Origin of the sequence: Dorea longicatena, assembly GCF_025150085.1 — a bacterium.
In the GTDB taxonomy this organism is placed as follows: domain Bacteria; phylum Bacillota; class Clostridia; order Lachnospirales; family Lachnospiraceae; genus Dorea_A; species Dorea_A longicatena.
This window is the reverse complement of sequence record NZ_CP102280.1, coordinates 875492-894606: the sequence shown is the minus strand read 5'-3', so window position 1 is coordinate 894606 and position 19115 is coordinate 875492. Positions and strand designations below refer to the sequence as shown.

16 protein-coding genes are annotated in these 19115 nt (G+C 41.7%); 2 read left to right on the top strand and 14 right to left on the bottom strand.

Translation table 11 applies throughout. From position 1 onward, the window contains the following. Positions 1-30: 30 nt before the first annotated feature. The 5 genes from lon to NQ508_RS04225 form a co-directional block, all read right to left on the bottom strand. Complete coding sequence (lon, locus tag NQ508_RS04245) at positions 31-2361, bottom strand: endopeptidase La (protein WP_044919470.1); 2331 nt, start codon at positions 2359-2361, stop codon at positions 31-33. 93 nt (positions 2362-2454) lie between these two features. Then, complete coding sequence (clpX, locus tag NQ508_RS04240; protein ID WP_006426213.1) at positions 2455-3714, bottom strand: ATP-dependent Clp protease ATP-binding subunit ClpX; 1260 nt, start codon at positions 3712-3714, stop codon at positions 2455-2457. Positions 3715-3740: 26 nt separating this feature from the next. Further along, positions 3741-4322, bottom strand: a complete 582-nt coding sequence (gene clpP / locus NQ508_RS04235; RefSeq protein ID WP_006426214.1) for an ATP-dependent Clp endopeptidase proteolytic subunit ClpP — start codon at positions 4320-4322, stop codon at positions 3741-3743. A gap of 41 nt (positions 4323-4363) precedes the next feature. Next, entirely contained in the window at positions 4364-5650 is a 1287-nt protein-coding gene (gene tig / locus NQ508_RS04230; protein ID WP_006426215.1) for a trigger factor, read from the bottom strand. A 172-nt stretch (positions 5651-5822) separates the two neighbouring features. Continuing rightward, complete coding sequence (locus NQ508_RS04225; protein WP_006426216.1) at positions 5823-6368, bottom strand: DJ-1 family glyoxalase III; 546 nt, start codon at positions 6366-6368, stop codon at positions 5823-5825. Between the two features lie 141 nt (positions 6369-6509). Here NQ508_RS04225 and NQ508_RS04220 point away from each other — a divergent pair, with 141 nt between their 5' ends. After that, a complete protein-coding gene (locus tag NQ508_RS04220) occupies positions 6510-6953 on the top strand; it encodes a CYTH domain-containing protein (protein WP_006426217.1) in 444 nt (147 codons plus the stop codon). Between the two features lie 112 nt (positions 6954-7065). Further along, on the top strand, positions 7066-7473 hold the full coding sequence (locus tag NQ508_RS04215; protein ID WP_006426218.1) for a helix-turn-helix domain-containing protein: 408 nt from the start codon (positions 7066-7068) through the stop codon (positions 7471-7473). Positions 7474-7496: 23 nt separating this feature from the next. Here the strand turns inward: NQ508_RS04215 and NQ508_RS04210 are convergent, their stop codons facing one another. The 9 genes from NQ508_RS04210 to dapA all read right to left on the bottom strand — a co-directional run bounded on the left by NQ508_RS04210 (position 7497) and on the right by dapA (position 19034). Then, positions 7497-8705 carry an aspartate kinase gene (locus NQ508_RS04210; protein WP_006426219.1) on the bottom strand — a complete coding sequence of 403 codons (1209 nt, stop codon included), beginning with the start codon at positions 8703-8705 and terminating at the stop codon, positions 7497-7499. A 27-nt stretch (positions 8706-8732) separates the two neighbouring features. Next, the gene (locus NQ508_RS04205; RefSeq protein WP_006426220.1) at positions 8733-9956 is read right to left on the bottom strand and encodes a homoserine dehydrogenase; all 1224 of its coding nucleotides are present in this window, start codon (positions 9954-9956) and stop codon (positions 8733-8735) included. Positions 9957-9969: 13 nt separating this feature from the next. Further along, positions 9970-11077, bottom strand: a protein-coding gene (gene prfB / locus NQ508_RS04200; protein WP_130096660.1) for a peptide chain release factor 2 whose coding sequence is annotated in 2 segments (ribosomal slippage) — positions 9970-11001 and positions 11003-11077 — 1107 coding nt in all. Because the reading frame shifts where the segments join, the coding sequence is not laid out codon by codon here. Between the two features lie 96 nt (positions 11078-11173). Beyond that, entirely contained in the window at positions 11174-13741 is a 2568-nt protein-coding gene (secA, locus tag NQ508_RS04195; RefSeq protein WP_006426222.1) for a preprotein translocase subunit SecA, read from the bottom strand. A gap of 132 nt (positions 13742-13873) precedes the next feature. Further along, positions 13874-14641: a phosphoribosylformimino-5-aminoimidazole carboxamide ribotide isomerase gene (gene hisA / locus NQ508_RS04190; protein ID WP_006426223.1), complete on the bottom strand. Its 768-nt coding sequence runs from the start codon at positions 14639-14641 to the stop codon at positions 13874-13876. Positions 14642-14793: 152 nt separating this feature from the next. Beyond that, the gene (locus NQ508_RS04185; RefSeq protein ID WP_022415040.1) at positions 14794-15138 is read right to left on the bottom strand and encodes a hypothetical protein; all 345 of its coding nucleotides are present in this window, start codon (positions 15136-15138) and stop codon (positions 14794-14796) included. Between the two features lie 117 nt (positions 15139-15255). After that, entirely contained in the window at positions 15256-17208 is a 1953-nt protein-coding gene (locus NQ508_RS04180; protein ID WP_006426227.1) for a fructose-bisphosphatase class III, read from the bottom strand. A gap of 44 nt (positions 17209-17252) precedes the next feature. Then, positions 17253-18011 carry a 4-hydroxy-tetrahydrodipicolinate reductase gene (dapB, locus tag NQ508_RS04175; protein ID WP_006426228.1) on the bottom strand — a complete coding sequence of 253 codons (759 nt, stop codon included), beginning with the start codon at positions 18009-18011 and terminating at the stop codon, positions 17253-17255. Between the two features lie 132 nt (positions 18012-18143). Continuing rightward, positions 18144-19034, bottom strand: a complete 891-nt coding sequence (gene dapA / locus NQ508_RS04170) for a 4-hydroxy-tetrahydrodipicolinate synthase (protein WP_044919380.1) — start codon at positions 19032-19034, stop codon at positions 18144-18146. Positions 19035-19115: the final 81 nt, after the last annotated feature.

Sequence of the window (19115 nt, the reverse complement as noted above, 5' to 3'; positions counted from 1 at the left end):
TCATCTCCTGACCTGTGTCAGAAGATCTGACTATACGAGTGCCTCTTTGAGCACCTCATCCATGTGTGTTACAAATTTTATCTCCAGTCCCTTTGTGATCTCTGTAGAAATTTCTTCTACATCTCTTTCATTTTTCGCCGGGACAAGTACGGTCTTCATTCCCGCATTCTTGGCAGCCAGAAGTTTTTCCTTTAAACCACCAATCGGAAGTACTCGACCGCGCAGTGTGATCTCTCCTGTCATGGCAAGATCTGCACGTACTTTTCTTCCTGTTACTGCCGACATGATTGCAGTCGCCATCGTAATGCCGGCAGACGGTCCGTCTTTCGGAACCGCTCCTTCCGGAATATGGATATGTATATCGTGTTTCTTGAAGAAGTCATCTGCAATATCATGTTCCTTGCTTACCGAACGGATATAACTGATTCCTGTTCTTGCGGATTCTTTCATGACATCACCAAGCTGGCCTGTCAGAAGGATCTCTCCCTCTCCCGGCATCACATTCACTTCAATCTGAAGGGTATCGCCTCCAACGCTGGTCCATGCAAGTCCACGCACGATGCCAACCTCGTCTTCTTCATTTGCCATCTGGTAGCTATATAGTTCTTTTCCAAGATAATGTTCCAGATTTCGTTCTGTCACATGTGTCGATGTCTTCTTTTTCTCCAGAATTTCCATCGCTACTTTACGGCAGATGCCTCCGATCTTCCGCTCTAACTGACGGACACCGGCTTCTTTCGTATAATTTCGTGCCATCTTCCAGATTGCATTCTTACTAATCGTTACCTGATCTGCTTTCAGGCCATGCTTTTCGATCTGCTTCGGAATCAGATGTTCCTGTGCGATGTGAAGCTTTTCATTTTCTGTATAACTGGTTACCTCGATCACTTCCATACGGTCCAGAAGCGGTCTTGGTATTGTCTGCAGACTGTTTGCCGTTGTGATAAATAACACCTCTGACAGATCCATCGGTACTTCCAGATAATGGTCTACGAACTTATTATTCTGCTCTCCATCCAGTACTTCCAGAAGTGCAGAGAATGTATCTCCCTTATAATCATTGCTGACCTTATCGATCTCATCTAGCAGCATCAGCGGGTTCTTAACTCCTGCCTGCTTTATTCCATTTGCAATTCTTCCCGGCATTGCACCTACATAGGTCTTTCTGTGACCGCGGATTTCTGCTTCATCACGGACACCGCCCAGTGAGATTCTGACATATGGCTTCTTCAGAGCTCTGGAAAGAGATTTCGCAATGGATGTCTTTCCGGTTCCCGGAGGACCCACCAGACAAATGATCGGTGCTTCTCCTTTTTTCGTAAGCGCACGCACTGCAAGATATTCCAGTACACGCTCTTTTACTTTTTCCAGACCATAATGGTCCTCATCCAACACCTGTCTTGCAAATGCAATGTCTTTGTGTTCTTTACATGTCTTATCCCAAGGCATCTCCAGCATCGTTTCGATATAAGTACGGATTACTCCTACTTCTGCCGGAGAATTCATCGAATTACGGAAACGCTTGATCTCTTTATTCAGCTTTTCTTTTACTTCCTTCGAAGCCTTCAGTGCATCCACTGCCTGCTGGAACTCATCGGCATCTGACATCGTATTGTCATCACCTAGTTCTTCACGGATCACTTTCAGTTCTTCTCTTAAAATATATTCTCTCTGATTCTTATCCACGCGTTCTTTTACTTTGCTCTGGATCTCTTCTTTTACCTTCTGGGCCTGAATCTCATTTACAATCTTATATACGAGCAGCTCATATCGTCTCATAAGATTCGTCTCTTCCAGTAATTCCTGTGCGTCTTCGAATGAAAATGGCATATTTGCCGCAATTACATCTACGAGATGTTTCAGATCCCGGATTGCCTCTACCTGCATTCCCAGCTCTTTTGAAAGTTTTGGATTCTTCAGCAAGTATTCTTTAAATACATCCTGTAATCCCCGGATCATTGCCTCGAGATTCATTGGATTTTCCGCTGTCTGTTCTTCGGATACATCTTCATCATCCGGCAGTTCTACTACCGTTGCCTGAAGATATGGTGTCTCACTGTCCAGTCTTACAAGACTTGCTCTTGCTTCTCCGGATACAAGTACACGACTCATTTTCTTCGGTAATTTTACCACCTGTCTTATGGTTACCACACAGCCAACCAGATATACATCTTCTGCGCCCGGCTCCTCTGTTTCCAGATCTTTCTGAGCGCTGACGAATAATTTCTGTCCGTTTTTTACTGCCTCTTCGATTGCCAGCAGTGATTTTTCCCTGCTTACATCAAAATGTCTGACCTCTTCTGGCAGTATGGTGAGCCCTCTTAAGGCAACCATAGGCAGACTATAGGTTTCTCCTGTCATATATTCACACTCCTGTTCATCGGTTGGATTATTTTGGTACAAAATCAGCGGGTACAATATTTCTTCGCACCCGCCGTCTTTCTTTTTCATTTATTATGCACTTTCTGAATCAGGTTCTGCATGTTCACATACAGGTTCTCCCGTTCCTTTTACAACATCCTCTGTGATGCGGCATGTCTTCAATGTCTCATCCGATGGTGCCTTATACATGATATCCATCATGATATTTTCCATAATCGCTCTCAAACCTCTGGCTCCTGTCTTTCTCTTCAGGGAAGTCTCAGCGATTGTTTCCAGTGCTTTTTTATCAAATGTAAGCTTAACACCGTCCAGTTCAAGCATCTTCTGGTACTGTTTTGTCAATGCATTCTTCGGTTCTGTAAGAATCTTTACCAATGCATCTTTGTCCAGCATCTCTAATGCTACTGTAACCGGCACACGGCCCACCAATTCCGGAATCAGACCGAATTTCACAAGATCCTGTGGCAATATCTGCTGAAGCAGTCTGTCTACATCGTCTTCATGTTTCTCCGCAATCTCTGCATTAAATCCAATTGATTTCTGATCAATACGTTTTTCAACAATCTTCTCAATTCCTTCAAAGGCTCCACCACAAATAAATAAAATATTCGTAGTATCGATCTGGATCATCTCCTGATGTGGATGCTTTCTTCCTCCCTGCGGAGGTACGTTCGCAACGGTTCCTTCTATGATCTTAAGAAGTGCCTGCTGCACACCCTCACCGGATACATCTCTGGTGATCGACGGATTCTCTGATTTTCTTGTAATCTTATCAATTTCATCAATGTAAATGATTCCGTACTCGGCACGTTCGATATCCCCATCTGCAGCCTGAATAATCTTTAAAAGAATATTCTCTACATCCTCTCCGACATATCCTGCTTCTGTAAGCGCTGTCGCATCGGCAATTGCAAATGGTACTCCCAGAATCTTTGCCAGTGTCTGCGCTAAAAGAGTTTTTCCGCAGCCTGTCGGACCAAGCATAAGAATATTACTCTTTCCGAGTTCCACTCCCAGTTCTTTTCCTGACATCACACGTTTATAATGATTATAAACGGCTACGGATAACACTTTCTTAGCTTCATCCTGACCAATAACATATTCATCCAGGAATGCTTTAATCTCTTCCGGTTTTAAAAGATTGATATCCGAGAACGGATTCCATTCTCTTCCGTTCTCGTATTCAAATTCTTCTTCTATAATCTCTGCGCAGACATCTACACACTCATCACAGATATATGCCCCATTAGGGCCTGCAATCAGCTTTCTTACCTGATTCTGCGTCTTATTACAGAACGAGCATCTTACCTGATCATCGTTCTTTCCTACCATACTCTTCACCTCGTCTGAGGACGTCCTTAGCGGCTTTTAATGACTTCGTCAATCAGACCATATGCTTTGGCTTCTTCCGCAGTCATGAAATTATCTCTTTCAGTATCTGCATTGATCACCTCTAACGGCTGTCCTGTATTTTCTGCCAGAATCTGATTCAGTTTCTGACGGGTTTTTAAGATATGATCTGCTGCGATCTGAATCTCTGTTGCCTGTCCCTGAGCTCCACCAAGTGGCTGATGGATCATGATCTCAGAGTTTGGAAGCGCAAGTCTTTTGCCTTTTGTTCCACCTGTAAGAAGGAATGAGCCCATACTTGCAGCCATACCGATACAGATTGTCTCAATATCGCATTTAATATACTGCATGGTATCATAAATTGCCATTCCGGCTGTTACAGAGCCTCCCGGGCTGTTAATATACAAATGGATATCCTTCTCCGGATCTTCTGCTTCCAGAAACAGAAGCTGTGCAACGATCACACTTGCGGATACATCTGTTACTTCTTCACCCAGAAATATAATTCTGTCTTTCAATAATCTTGAATAGATGTCGTAAGAACGTTCTCCACGGCTTGTCTGTTCAATGACATAAGGTACTAAACTCATGTATATGCCTCCTGACTATACTATGTTGTTATCTGACGTTCTTATTTTTCTACTGCATTCTCAACAAGGAATGTAACAGCTTCCTGAACTGCCAGATCTTCCTTCATCTGTTTCTTCTCGTTCTCACCCATGAACTCTTTCAGTTTTTCAACTTCCATGTTGTAAGACTCTGCCATCTTAGCCAGTTCTTCATCAACTTTTTCATCTGTAATCTCGATGTTCTCTGCTTTTGCGATAGCTTCAAGTACCAGACGGGTTTCGATTCTCTTGATTGCCTGTGGTTTCATGTCTTCCATCATCTTCTCTGCTGTCAGACCTGTAAACTGGAAGTACTGTTCAAGAGTGATTCCCTGAGACTGGATTCTCTGTGCGAAATCTTCAACCATCTGAGTTGTCTGTGTATCGATCATTGGCTGTGGAATCTCGTATTCTGCATTCTTAACAGCCTGCTCAACAGCCTGGTCTTCCTGATTTCTCTTTCCGTCTGCTGCTTTCTGTTCTTTAATTTTAGCCTTTACATCAGCTTTGTATTCTTCTAATGTGTCAAATTCTGAAACTTCTGCTGCAAATTCATCGTCGATCTCAGGAAGTTCTTTTGCCTTGATCTCATGAACTGTGCATTTGAATACAGCTTCTTTTCCTTTTAATTCTTCTGCATGGTAATCTTCTGGGAAAGTAACTTTTACTTCTACTTCTTTCTCAGCTTCAGCACCAACTAACTGTTCTTCGAATCCAGGGATGAATGATCCTGAACCGATTGTCAGTGGATAGTTTTCACCCTTTCCACCTTCGAATGCTTCACCGTCAACGAATCCTTCAAAGTCAAGAATCACTTCATCACCATCTGCTACCGGACGGTCTGTAACTACAACTTCTCTGGCATTCTTTTCTGCTTCTTCCTGGATCTTAGCGTCTACTTCTTTCTGTGTTACGCGTGTAGATACTTTATCTACTTCCAGTCCTTTATATTCACCGAGTTTTACTTCCGGCTTTGTTGCTACATCTGCTGTAAAGATGAATGATTTTCCTTTTTCAATCTGAACGATGTTGATCTCTGGTCTTGATACGATTTCAAGATCACACTCATCATATGCTTCTGAGTATGCCTTAGGAATCAGTGCATTTGCTGCATCATCATAGAAGATTTCTGGTCCGTACATCTTCTCGATCATCTGACGCGGAACTTTTCCTTTACGGAATCCCGGCATAGCGATTTTGTTCTTCTGCTTCATATATGCACTCTGAAGCGCTTTTTCTAAATCATTGGCCGGAACTTCGATAGTAAGTTTCGCCATGTTGTTTTCTAATTTTTCTACCTGTAAACTCATTTATCATTTCCTCCTGTTTCTAACCCGCCTCATGGGTAGCGGAAAAAAAGCGGGTGTACTACAATACATTCACCACAGAAGTATAACACAAACTCTGGTAAATATCTAGCCCCCGTTTTTGCTTAAATCCGGTATTTTTCCGCTTTTTTTCATCAATATTTATTAAATTTGATTAAAACACGATTGATTCTGCGATTTCCTTTGCTTTTTCTTCACCATCCAGAACCTCGATCAGTTTCAGTGCAAAATCAATCGCTGTGCCGACGCCCTGACTGGTAATGATATTATCATCTACTACAACAGCAGTCTCTGTCAGAATGACATTCTCCATCTCATCTTCTACACCCGGATAACAAGTTGCCCTTCTTCCTTCCAGCAGGCCAAGACTTTTTAAAATCGTCGGTGCCGCACAGATCGCACCCACGAATCTGCCTTCTTTTGCATATTGTTTCACTACATATCTGACACCGTCATGTTCTTTTAAATTTAATGTTCCCGGCATACCTCCAGGTAATACAACCATGTCAAATTCTTCAAAATCAACTTCATCAAACAGATCTTCTGTCTGTACATTGATTCCATGCGCACCATGCACGATATAATCATCCATAATCGAAACAGTGTCTACATATATTTTTGCTCTTCTTAACAGATCAACGACTGTCAATCCTTCAATTTCTTCAAATCCGTCTGCTAACAACACACATACTTTTTTCATGCTTTCTTCCTCCTCATCTCTTAATCCGATGTCCCGCTTTACTTTCCAGTGACATCAATTATTATAAAAGTTTATCACCGTTTACTTTTTCTGTAAACTGTTGTATCATAATTTCACCATGAATGAAAGGAGCTATATAATATGGAAATCGAACGAAAATATCTTGTCTTACATCTTCCCGGTCCGCTGGAATCCTATCCCTGCCGTATTCTGGAGCAAGGCTATCTCAATACCAGCCCCGTAGTACGGATCCGACGTGATAACGATCGTTATGAACTCACTTACAAATCAGCCGGTCTCATGAGCCGCCAGGAATATAATCTCCCTCTGGACGACAAATCTTATGAACATCTTCTTACCAAAATTGACGGCCGCCTTATAAAGAAAAAGCGTTATATGATTCCACTTTCTTCAGCGCTTACTGCAGAACTGGATATCTTTGAAGGCGATCTTGCTCCCCTCATGCTTGTAGAGGTCGAGTTTGATTCCGAAGATGCTGCCAATTCTTTTTCACCTCCGGACTGGTTTGGTGAAGATGTAACTTTTTCAGGGAAATATCACAACAGCTATCTAAGCACTCTTTAAAAAGCAACATTTTGTTGCTTTTCTTATTTTCGTCACGTCTCGTTGCATATCATATTCATTTAATGGCCAGATTGTTATACTAACAGGAACATGTAACTTATGGAGGTATAAAATGGCAAACATTCAACTGGCCAAAAATCTGCTTTATCTCAGAACATTATATAATCTGAAGCAGGATGATATTGCCAATTTATTCAATATCACCCGTCAGGCCTGCAGTAATTATGAAAAAAGTACGCGTACACCCGATCTTGATGTTCTGGCTTCTTTTGCTGCTTATTTTCACGTAACGCTTGACCAGTTGATTCTCCACGATCTCAAAGCCGAAGGTTTCACTGCTGACTCCGACCCTTCTTCTGTTATGATGGAGTCAAAAACTCCATATATGCAGGGTATCGAAAAAAATACCGGTAACTATATCTATCTCACAGAAGAAGAACTGAACCTTATTCTTGCATTCCGTTCTTCCTCTGATGAACAGCGTAAAATTGTTACCGGCTTTCTTAATTCTGATAAATGATCCAACTTATAATATCTTTATGCTTATGCTCCCAATCCAAATCCATCATGAACCGCATTCATTGCTTTTTCAATATCTTCTTCCGGAACCAGTACTGTAATACGGATTTCAGATGTTGAAATCATATTAATATTCACTCTGGAATTATATAATGATTCAAACATTTTTGCAGCTACTCCTGGATTGCTCATCATTCCCGCACCTACGATTGAAAGTTTTGCAACTTTTTTGTTCCAGGTAATATCCTGAATTGTAAGTCTTTCTTTATTTGCATTCAGCACTTCAATTGCATGTTCAAGATCATCCGATGCAACGGTAAAGGAAATGTCCTTTGTTCCTTCTCTTCCGACAGACTGCAGGATAATATCTACATTAATATTATTAGCAGCCAGTGTATTGAATACAGCAAATGCTGTTCCTGGTTTGTCCTCTAATCCAATGACAGATATTCTGACAGTATCCTTATCTGCAGCCACACCTGTGACCAGTAATTTTTCCATATTTGCCCCCTCCTTGACTACGGTGCCTTCTGAACGGTTCAAACTTGACCGTACCACTAATTCCACATTATATTTTTTCGCCATTTCCACAGAACGGTTGTGAAGAACTTTTGCCCCAAGACTCGCAAGCTCAAGCATCTCATCGTATGTAACGGCATCCAGTTTCTTTGCAGTTTTTACTACTCTTGGATCTGCTGTAAACACACCGTCTACGTCTGTATAGATTTCACATTTATCGGCATGTAACACAGCTGCCAGCGCAACAGCTGTTGTATCAGAACCACCTCGTCCGAGTGTCGTAATATCATCATATTTGTTAACACCCTGAAAACCTGTTACAATAACGATCTTTCTCGAATCCAGTTCATGCATGATACGCTCTGTGTCTACTCTTTTAAATCTGGCATTTCCATAACGGGATGTGGAATGCATCATAACCTGAAAAGCATTCAAAGATACTGCCGGCACATCCAGTGCCTGCATTGCCATAGCCATGAGAGACACTGATACCTGTTCACCTGTCGTAAGCAGCATATCCAGCTCTCTTTTTTTAGCATTCGGATTGATCGTATTCGCCAGTGCGATCAGATCATCTGTCGTATCTCCCATTGCCGAAAGGACAACAACTACGTCATGTCCGGCTCTGTAGTCCTCAATACAGCGTTTTGCCACATTGAATATTCTTTCTTTATTGGCGACTGAACTTCCGCCAAACTTTTTTACTATTAACATGTTTCCTCCTGTGACAGACCAATCTGATTAATCCTGAATACGGATCATATATACGATCTGCTCTTTGTAAAGTTTTGATCTGGTCTCATAATCTCCCTCCATCATAACAGGAGTTACAAATCCAAATTCTCCTTCCAGTTCCGGTACTTTTACCACTTCAATCTCTCCGTATGATTCCTTCAGCTGCGGAACCAGCTCCTCTTCCTTGCCTTTTATCCGTACAAAGAATCTTCTCTTGGAATCCGCCTTGTCTTCCAGTTGAAGCTTTTCTTCTTTCCACATCGTCATGATATTACGGTTCAGATGCTTTGCCTCATCTACAACATCCGCAACTACAGCACTCGCAGTTGGAAGTTTTCCGGCTCCGCTTCCATAGAACATCGCATCCCCTAATACATTTCCATGAACGAAAATAGCATTGAACACATCATTAACATTATAAAGCGGATGTTCCGGATATAACATACATGGTGCCACGATTGCATGCAATCTGTTACCCGCATAACGTCTGCTGGATGCCAGAAGCTTGATCGTTGTTCCCATTGCTTTTGCATACTTCATATCTTCAACGGTAATCTTCGTGATTCCTTCACAGTAAATATCTTCAAAATCAACCTGCTGTCCTGAGATCAGAGAAGAAAGGATTGCAATCTTTCTGCATGCATCATATCCTTCCACATCTGCTTCCGGATTTCTCTCTGCATATCCGTTCGCCTGTGCCTCTTTTAATACAGTGTCATAGTCCGCACCTTCATAAAACATCTTGGAAAGCATATAATTGGTAGTTCCGTTCAGAATACCTGTGATCTCTTCAATCTCATCTGCAGTCAGTGAAGAATTAAGCGGACGGATAATTGGAATACCGCCTCCGACACTTGCTTCAAATAAGAAATTAATATCATGTTCCGCTGCTATAGAAAGAAGCTCAGCCCCATGCTTTGCAACCAGTGCTTTATTCGATGTTGCCACGCTTTTTCCAGCCTGAAGGCAGCGTTTTACAAACGTATAGGCCGGCTCGATTCCTCCCATTACTTCTACGACAATCTGTACATCTTCATCCGAAACAATCGTCTCAAAATCATGTACGATTTTCTCCTGCACCGGATCCCCCGGGAAATCCTTCATATCCAGTACATATTTAATGTTCAGCTCATCACCGATTCGCTGATTGATGCGCGCTCCGTTGGTATTAATCACTTCTACCACTCCGGAACCTACTGTTCCGTAGCCCATTACTGCTATATTGATCATATATTCCCTCCTTTTAGCCGTTTGCGATTTTTTTCAGATATGCATTGATAAATGAATCAATATCCCCGTCCATCACGGCATTTACATTGCTGTTTTCTTCATTCGTTCTGTGATCTTTCACCAGTGTATATGGTTGCATAACATAAGATCTGATCTGATTACCAAATCCGATATCTTTTACTTCACCCCTGATATCCGATACTTTTTCTGCCTGTTCCTGCTCTTTCATAAGCTGCAGTTTTGCCTTTAACATCTGCATTGCCTTTTCTTTATTATGATGCTGTGATCTTTCATTCTGGCACTGCACCACGATTCCGGTTGGCAGATGTGTAATTCGGATCGCCGAAGATGTCTTATTAACATGCTGGCCTCCCGCACCGCTGGCACGGTAAGTATCGATTTTCAGATCATCTTCATCAATTTCAATATCAATATCATCTTCCAGATCAGGGAGCACATCACAGGATGCAAAAGATGTCTGTCGTTTACCGGCAGAATTAAACGGCGAAATACGTACCAGCCTGTGCACTCCTTTTTCCGATTTCAGATATCCGTAAGCATTCTCACCTTTTACCTCAAAAGTAACTGCCTTAATCCCTGCGATATCGCCATCCAGGAAATCCAGCACCTGAAGCGAGAATCCTTTTCTCTCTGCCCAACGGCAGTACATACGGTATAACATGCCTGCCCAGTCACAGGATTCCGTTCCTCCCGCTCCTGCATGAATGGTCATGATTGCATTACATGCATCATATTCTCCCGACAGTAACGTCTGGATCTTCAGCTTTTCAAACACCTTTTCAAATGTATGAATTTCTTCCTCCAGTTCTTTTACCATTGCAGGATCTTCGTCTTCATATCCCATCTCGATCAGGAGATTGATATCTTCATAAGAAGTATAGAGACCGTGGATCGTCTCTACAAGTTCTTTTAAATTCTTAAGCTCTTTCATCAGTTCCTGTGATTCTTCCGGATTATCCCAGAACCCAGGTTCCTCTATCTTGCGTTCCAGTTCTTCGATTCTCCGCTCTTTTCCTGCAACGTCAAAGTGAATCCCTCATTTCGGCAAGAGGTTCTTCATAAGCGTTCATTATTGTTTTGAACTGATCTAATTCAACCATATTACCACCTCTTTCTGTTTGAAATTATATGCTCAATTATCCGGCAGCCGTTCTTTCCCCGGCTGCCGTCTTCTCATATCTTATATTTCAATAAATCTAGTTCTTACGTCCGCAGCACTGTTTGTATTTCTTTCCACTTCCGCACGGGCATGGATCGTTCGGATATACTTTCTTTTCTGCACGTTTCTTAGGCTCACGCACTCCCGTATCATCCTTATTGGTTCCGGTTACTTTGGCAACCTGCTCTCTTTCTACTTTCTGCTCCAGCTTAACGTGCAGGATCGTTCGGACTGTATCTTCTTCGATACTTCTTGTCATCTCATCAAACATCTCGTAACCGATCATCTTATACTCAACCTTTGGATCTCTCTGTCCATAAGCCTGAAGACCGATTCCCTGACGTAACTGGTCCATATCATCAATATGATCCATCCATTTTGCATCGATTACTTTCAGAAGAACTACTCGCTCGATCTCACGCATATGCTCCGGTTCCGGGAACTCTGATTCCTTTGCCTCGTAAACCTTGGCTGCGCGCTCTTTCAGCATATGTTTCAGCTCTTTCTGACTGATATCCTTGACATCTTCTTCTGTAATCATTTCCATCGGGATCGTATTGCGGATCGTCAGGTTCAGTTCTGTCAGATTCCACTCATCGTAATCCTGATCCGGGCTGACCACCATGTCTACAACATTCTCTATATAATCATTCATCATATGGAAGATAGAATCACGCATGTTGTCTCCGTCCAGTACATGACGTCTTTCTTCATAAATAATTTCTCTCTGTTCGTTCATTACCTGGTCATATTCCAGCAGGTTTTTACGAATTCCAAAGTTGTTGCTTTCTATCTTCTCCTGTGCTTTTTCAATCGCACTGGAAAGCATCTTATGCTCGATCTGTTCGCCGTCTTCCACACCAAGTGCATTAAAGACATTCATCAGTCTCTCTGATCCGAACAATCTCATCAGATCATCTTCCAGGGAAATATAGAATCTGGATTCTCCCGGATCTCCCTGACGTCCGGAACGTCCACGCAGCTGATTGTCGATACGTCTGGATTCATGACGCTCGGTTCCGATAATCTTAAGACCACCCGCTGCCCTTGCCTCATCGTCCAGTTTGATATCTGTACCACGACCTGCCATATTCGTTGCGATCGTTACCGCATCATGAATACCTGCCTGCGCAACAATTTCAGCCTCGAGTTCATGGAACTTCGCATTCAATACATTGTGCTTGATACCACGGCGTTTTAACATACCGCTTAACAGTTCGGAATTATCGATTGTGATCGTACCGACCAGTACTGGCTGATGTTTTGCATGTGCTTCTTCGATCGCGTCACATACAGCTCTGAACTTCTCTTTCTGTGTCTTATATACCGCATCTTCAAGATCCTTACGCTGAACAGGTAGATTTGTCGGAATTTCGATAACGTCCATTCCGTAAATCTCGCGGAACTCTTTTTCTTCTGTCAGGGCTGTACCTGTCATACCAGACTTCTTCGCATATTTATTGAACAGGTTCTGGAATGTGATAGTCGCCAGAGTCTTGCTTTCTCTCTTAACCTTTACGTGTTCTTTTGCCTCAATTGCCTGATGCAGTCCGTCTGAATAACGACGTCCCGGCATAATACGTCCGGTAAATTCATCTACAATCAGTACCTCGTCATCTTTTACCACATAATCTTTGTCGCGGAACATCAGATTATGTGCTCGAAGAGCAAGGATAATATTGTGCTGAATCTCCAGGTTCTCAGAATCCGCAAGGTTTTCAATATGGAAGAACTTCTCTACCTTTTTCACACCATCTTCGGTAAGGTTGATATTCTTCTCTTTCTCGTTAACAATAAAGTCTCCCGTCTCTTCAATATCTTCACCCATGATGGCATTCATCTTGGTAAACTCGCCGCTTGCCTCACCACGCTCTAACTGACGTGCAAGTATATCGCATGCTTCATAAAGTTTCGTAGATTTCTCACTCTGTCCGGAAATGATAAGAGGAGTTCTCGCCTCATCGATCAATACTGAATCGACCTCATCGATCAGAGCATAATTCAGTCCCCTCTGAACCAGCTGTTCTTTATAGATCACCATATTATCTCTCAGATAATCGAATCCAAGTTCATTATTTGTCACGTATGTGATATCACACTCATATGCGGCACGTCTCTCATCATTATCCATGCTGTTCAGTACCACACCAACAGTCAGGCCCAGGAACTCATGTACCTGTCCCATCCATTCCGCATCACGTTTGGCCAGATAATCATTGACGGTTACAACATGTACACCTTTTCCCTCCAACGCATTCAGGTACGAAGGAAGTGTTGCCACTAAAGTTTTACCTTCACCAGTCCTCATCTCTGCGATACGTCCCTGATGCAGGATAATACCACCGACGATCTGTACACGGTAGTGCTTCATTCCAAGTACACGGCTTGCTGCTTCTCTTACTACCGCATATGCCTCTGGGAGAATATCATCTAATGTCTCGCCATTTTCCAGACGTTCTTTAAATTCTTTTGTCTTTGCTTTTAATTCCTCATCCGAAAGTTTCTGCATGTCTTCATCCAGTGCCATAACTGCATCTGCAATCGGATAAACTCTCTTCAACTCATTCTGGCTGTGAGTTCCAAATATTTTCTGTATAATATTCATTCGCTATGTGCTCCTTATTCCTGATTATGGACGCAAAACGACCACTCTATTCCCCATTTTATCACTATCTATATTTCAATTCAACCGATTTATAAAGTGTTAACACTTTGTTTACGAAGCTTTCCATTTTCTCTAACGATAATTTTTTATAACATCATACGGAATCTGTCCGCCAAAAAGATCCAACGCACTTCCGATTGTAAAATCAATCTTTCCATTACCAATTTCCCGAATACGTTCCAGATCATCAAGACTTCCAATCCCGCCGGCATATGTCACCGGTATTTCGGCTTGTTCCAGAATCTTTATCAGCTCTTCTTCAATTCCGGACGCCTTTCCCTCAACGTCCACACCATGCACCAGAAATTCGTCACAATATCCTGACAGTTTTTCCAAAATATCTGTATTCAGCTCCACATTCGTAAATGTCTGCCACCGGTCAGTCACAATATAATATTTTTCATCTTTTTTTCTGCAGCTTAAGTCCAGAACCACATGTTCTTTCCCGACGGCATCACACAGATTTTGCAGATTATCCCAGTAGATTTCTCCATTCTTAAATACATACGATGTTACAATTACATGGCTTGCACCGGCCTTCATATATTCCTCTGCATTTTCTGCCGTAATTCCTCCTCCAATCTGCAATCCATCCTGATATGTCTGCAGTGCTTTCAAAGCCTGCCTCTTTGTCTCCGGATAATATTCAGAAGTTGAAGGATTCAACAGAATTACATGTCCTCCCTTTAAGCCGTCCTTTTTATACAAATTTGCAAAATAATCTGCTTCCTGATCTGCCGCAAAGTTTTCTACCGCCTGATCTCCCTGATCAAGAAGGCTGCCCCCTACAATCTGCTTTACTTTTCCATTATGTATGTCGATGCATGGTCTGAATTTCATAAATGCTTTTCTCCTTATTATATTCTTGATTATATTCTTTTTTCAAAACATTTTACCACACTAAAGTATCAGCGTCCAGTACAGATATACTGTACAAAATAAGGATGCAGAGATTTTACTTATCATTTCCCCACATCCTTATATACTATCTATTATTTTGCGTTTTTCGTATCGTTTTTATTAGTGTTATCCCGGTTCTGGTCTGTTGTTCCGTCATTATTCTGGTCCGTCTCATTTTTTCTGTCATTCGGATCGAGATCATCTTCGATATCATCTACACCATCCTGTACATCATCTCCGATTTCATCCATAACTCCATCATTTTCATTATTCCGGTCTGTCACATCATCCTTTACTGTATCATCTGTTCCGGTTGTACCTTCTGTCGCCGAGTTATCATTCGCCGCATTATCATCTGTATTATTTCCACAGGCGGTAAGCCCCATCATGATCCCCGTGCACATGAATACCAGCATGAATTTCTTCCATTGTTTCATTCTCATAATCTCCCTTCGTATATCTTCATCTATGATCAAGTATTACTTGTTACCAGTAATATCTGCATTTTCCAGAAATATATACGAATTTTTCTTTATCAGAATGCTGGTATATTTTTACATTCTTTCAGCAATCACACCACTTCTGTATGCAGCCAGAAGTACTTCCAGATCCGAAATCTGTTCTTTTAACTCTTTTCCGACATCTGTATCTTCTACTTTTTTCCGTTCCAGCGTTCTCTTTACCACCGTGCTGTCCGAATGAATATCACTTTCCTTTTCGATCGCTGCTTCTGTAGACTCAAATGGCTTATGCGCCGCCAGAATCAATCCATAGGAATTATAGATCAGTGTATAACCTGCGATTCCGGTCTCTTTCTGATAAGCTTTCGAAAATCCGCCATCTATAACCAGAACTTTTCCACCGCATTTCACCGGATTTTCTCCATCTTTACACTTTACCGGCACATGACCGTTGATTATATGCGCATCTTCGTTCTCAAGTCCGAATTCTTTCAATATTTTTCCCACTACTTTTTCATCTTCCAGTAAAAGGTAGTATGGATTTTTCTTCTCTTTATGAGTTTCCTTCTCCGCCAGGAAATAGCGTTCAAATGTCGCCATCTTATCCTTTCCAAACAACGGAGAATTTTCACTCAGCCAGATATACCACATGATATCTTTTCCACGTTCTTTTTCTTTAGGATCCATAGCATAGAATCCTTTTCTCACGTAACTTTCAAGTACTTCATAAAGCCCTTTGCCCTTATACGCCCGGCCAAAGATCCTTACACTTTTCAAATTACCGTCCTCTTTTAACGGTACGCAGCCATGATAAAGAAGATTGCCGTTATATACTTTATATAATCCACCTTTATTTAAAAGGAAATGCATATGACGCTGTAATTTTTCGCAGTTTTCAAACGCCCGTTCCAGGCGTTCCATAATATCCTCTTCTTCTTTCGTCAGCGCATATGGTTTTTTCGGATCGATCGTCGGAAAATTTTTATCCAGCAATTTATATTCTTTTCCGTCTAACTCTATCGTTCCTTTTTCATAATTAATATGATGCAATAAATTGCGCTTTTCCAGCTTAAATCCCGGATTCTTTTTTATAATCTGGCTCTCAACTTTGAACTGGATCACAGAAATTGCTTTATGCATCTTTACATCCATCAACATTTCTGTTGCATTGTAATCCGGATTGCCTTTTAATTTAAAGCACTCACACGGATCATCTTTATATGTATTCATGGCAAATGTAGCCAGCGGAAGCAGGTTAATCCCATATCCTTCTTCCAGGATATCCAGGTTGCCATATCTTGCACAGATACGGATCACATTGGCAATGCAGCCTCTCTGCCCTGCTGCAGCTCCCATCCACAAAACATCATGATTTCCCCATTGAATATCAACCGAATGGTACGCCATAAGCTCATCCATAATAATATGTGGTCCAGGACCTCTGTCATAGATGTCTCCGACAATATGCAGATGATCAACCGTCAGACGTTGAATCAGTTCACTCATAGCTATAATGAATTTCTCTGCCCGTCCAATTCTTATAATCGTACTGACAATTGCATTATAATACGATTCTTTATCCGTCATATCATTTTTCTCTGTGATCAGTTCCTCGATCACATAAGCAAAATCCGGAGGAAGTGCTTTTCTTACTTTAGATCTGGTATATTTACTTGCTGTTCTTTTACACACCTCAATCAAGCGGTACAACGTAATCTTATACCAGTCCTCCATATTCTTCTCCGTTTTCTTAATCCGGTCCATCTTCTCTTTCGGATAATAAATAAGAGTAGCAAGGGTCTGTTTATCCCTGCTACTCATAGTATTCCCGAATACATCATCAATTTTACGGCGTACTGAACCAGAGCCATTCTTCAGAACATGCGCAAATGCCTCATATTCCCCATGAATGTCTGTCAGAAAATGCTCTGTGCCCTTTGGCAGATTCAGTATCGCCTGTAAATTAATGATTTCTGTGGAAGCTTTGGCGATGGTCGGATACAGTTGAGAAAGTCTTTCCAGATAACGTTCCTCTAATTGTCTCATAATTACCTCCCGGTCTCCCTGTATATTCTGCTGTTCATAACGATTTATAATTGGATCACGTCAGACATATCATATCTGCCGGCCGGTTTCCCAGCCAGGAATTTTGCTGCTTCTACGGCGCCTTTTCCAAATACGGCCTTAGAATATGCTGTATGTTTGAATTCAATCACTTCATCCTGACCTGCAAAGATCACTTCGTGGTCTCCTACGATTGTTCCACCACGTACTGCCGAAATGCCAATCTCTTTCTGATCACGTTTCTGACGCACCTGACTTCTGTCATATACATAATGATACTGATTATCCGCCGCTTCATTAATTGAATCTGCCAGAGCAAGTGCAGTACCACTCGGCGCATCCAGTTTCTGGTTATGATGCTTCTCTACCAGCTCAATATCATATCCTGCCGGAGAAAGTACTTTTGTCGCATCCTTAAGGATCTTCATAAGCAGATTGATGCCAAGTGACATATTGGCAGATTTTAATACTGCTACTTTCTTTGCTGATTCTTCTACCTTTTCCAGCTGTTCTTCGGAAAGTCCCGTAGTACAAAGTACGACCGGCACCTGTTTTTCAACACAATAGTCAAGCAGTTCATCTGCTGCTGCCGCATTTGAAAAATCAATGATCACATCGGCCTCCACGTCACATGCACCGATGCTTTCAAATACCGGATAGTCATTTGGTACTTTGGTATATTTATCAACTCCGGCTACCAGTTCGATCCCTTCTGTGTTCTTGATTATATCTGTAATGACACGACCCATGTGTCCGTTACAGCCATGCATGATTGCTTTTACCATATTCTTATCCTCCTTTTGTATACTTTGTTATAAAAACAAAGGATACCATATATGTAATGCATCTGTGAAAGCCTGCCGTTGGCAGTTTCTTACAAACGCATGGCGATGTATGATATCCTTCTCTTTTTCTTATTATGCTAACTGAATACCGAAATCTTTCATTGCCTGTGCAAGGTTCTTCTCATGTTCAGGGGATATCTCTGTAAGCGGCATACGAAGTGGTCCGCAGTCAACTCCCATCAGCTGCATTGCTTTCTTAACCGGAATCGGGTTTACTTCGCAGAATAACTGCTCGATCAGCGGCAGTGCTTTCAGCTGAAGTGCTGCACTTCCCTTCACATCTCCGTTAAAATACTTCTCACAGATATCATGTGCTTCATCCGGAGCAACGTTTGACAGTACTGAGATCACACCTTTTCCACCGAGAGATAATACCGGCACGATCTGGTCGTCATTTCCTGAATATACATCAATGTTACCGTCTGTCAGGTTCATGATCTTTGCAACCTGCGAAATATTTCCTGATGCTTCCTTTATACCAACGATATTATCTACTTCTTTCACCAGTTTTGCTGCTGTTGCAGGTTCGATATTGCATCCCGTTCTGCTTGCAACACTATACATAATGATTGGTGCTGTTACTTCTTTTGCCACTGCACTGAAATGTCCGATCAGTCCATTCTGAGTTGCTTTATTATAATAAGGTGTAACCAAAAGTAAACCATCTGCCCCATATTCTGAAGCTTCCTTCGACATATCGATAGCAGTACGTGTACAATTAGAACCTGTTCCTGCAATAACCGGAACTCTCTTGTTAACACGGTCAATTGTGAATTTTACACACTGCATATGCTCTTCTTCTGTCATGGTAGCAGATTCTCCTGTTGTACCGCAGATTACAATGCTGTCTGTTTTATGCTCACAATGAAACTCAATCAATTCATCAAGTCTATCATAATTAATACTTCCATCTTCATTAAATGGTGTGACAATTGCCACGCCGGCTCCTGTAAAAATAGCCATAGTGATCCTCCTGACTTTCATATAATCTAATGAAATTCTATCATCAATTAAATATGATGTCAATCCGAACCCTTATCTAAA

Coding starts and splice junctions, on each gene's coding strand:
- hisA (WP_006426223.1), bottom strand. CDS start 14,641: ATGAAATTCAGACCATGCATCGACATACATAATGGAAAAGTAAAGCAG.
- NQ508_RS04185 (WP_022415040.1), bottom strand. CDS start 15,138: ATGAAACAATGGAAGAAATTCATGCTGGTATTCATGTGCACGGGGATC.
- NQ508_RS04180 (WP_006426227.1), bottom strand. CDS start 17,208: ATGAGACAATTAGAGGAACGTTATCTGGAAAGACTTTCTCAACTGTAT.
- NQ508_RS04215 (WP_006426218.1), top strand. CDS start 7,066: ATGGCAAACATTCAACTGGCCAAAAATCTGCTTTATCTCAGAACATTA.
- tig (WP_006426215.1), bottom strand. CDS start 5,650: ATGAGTTTACAGGTAGAAAAATTAGAAAACAACATGGCGAAACTTACT.
- lon (WP_044919470.1), bottom strand. CDS start 2,361: ATGACAGGAGAAACCTATAGTCTGCCTATGGTTGCCTTAAGAGGGCTC.
- clpX (WP_006426213.1), bottom strand. CDS start 3,714: ATGGTAGGAAAGAACGATGATCAGGTAAGATGCTCGTTCTGTAATAAG.
- NQ508_RS04220 (WP_006426217.1), top strand. CDS start 6,510: ATGGAAATCGAACGAAAATATCTTGTCTTACATCTTCCCGGTCCGCTG.
- NQ508_RS04225 (WP_006426216.1), bottom strand. CDS start 6,368: ATGAAAAAAGTATGTGTGTTGTTAGCAGACGGATTTGAAGAAATTGAA.
- secA (WP_006426222.1), bottom strand. CDS start 13,741: ATGAATATTATACAGAAAATATTTGGAACTCACAGCCAGAATGAGTTG.
- NQ508_RS04210 (WP_006426219.1), bottom strand. CDS start 8,705: ATGTTAATAGTAAAAAAGTTTGGCGGAAGTTCAGTCGCCAATAAAGAA.
- dapA (WP_044919380.1), bottom strand. CDS start 19,034: ATGGCTATTTTTACAGGAGCCGGCGTGGCAATTGTCACACCATTTAAT.
- clpP (WP_006426214.1), bottom strand. CDS start 4,322: ATGAGTTTAGTACCTTATGTCATTGAACAGACAAGCCGTGGAGAACGT.
- dapB (WP_006426228.1), bottom strand. CDS start 18,011: ATGGTAAAAGCAATCATGCATGGCTGTAACGGACACATGGGTCGTGTC.
- NQ508_RS04205 (WP_006426220.1), bottom strand. CDS start 9,956: ATGATCAATATAGCAGTAATGGGCTACGGAACAGTAGGTTCCGGAGTG.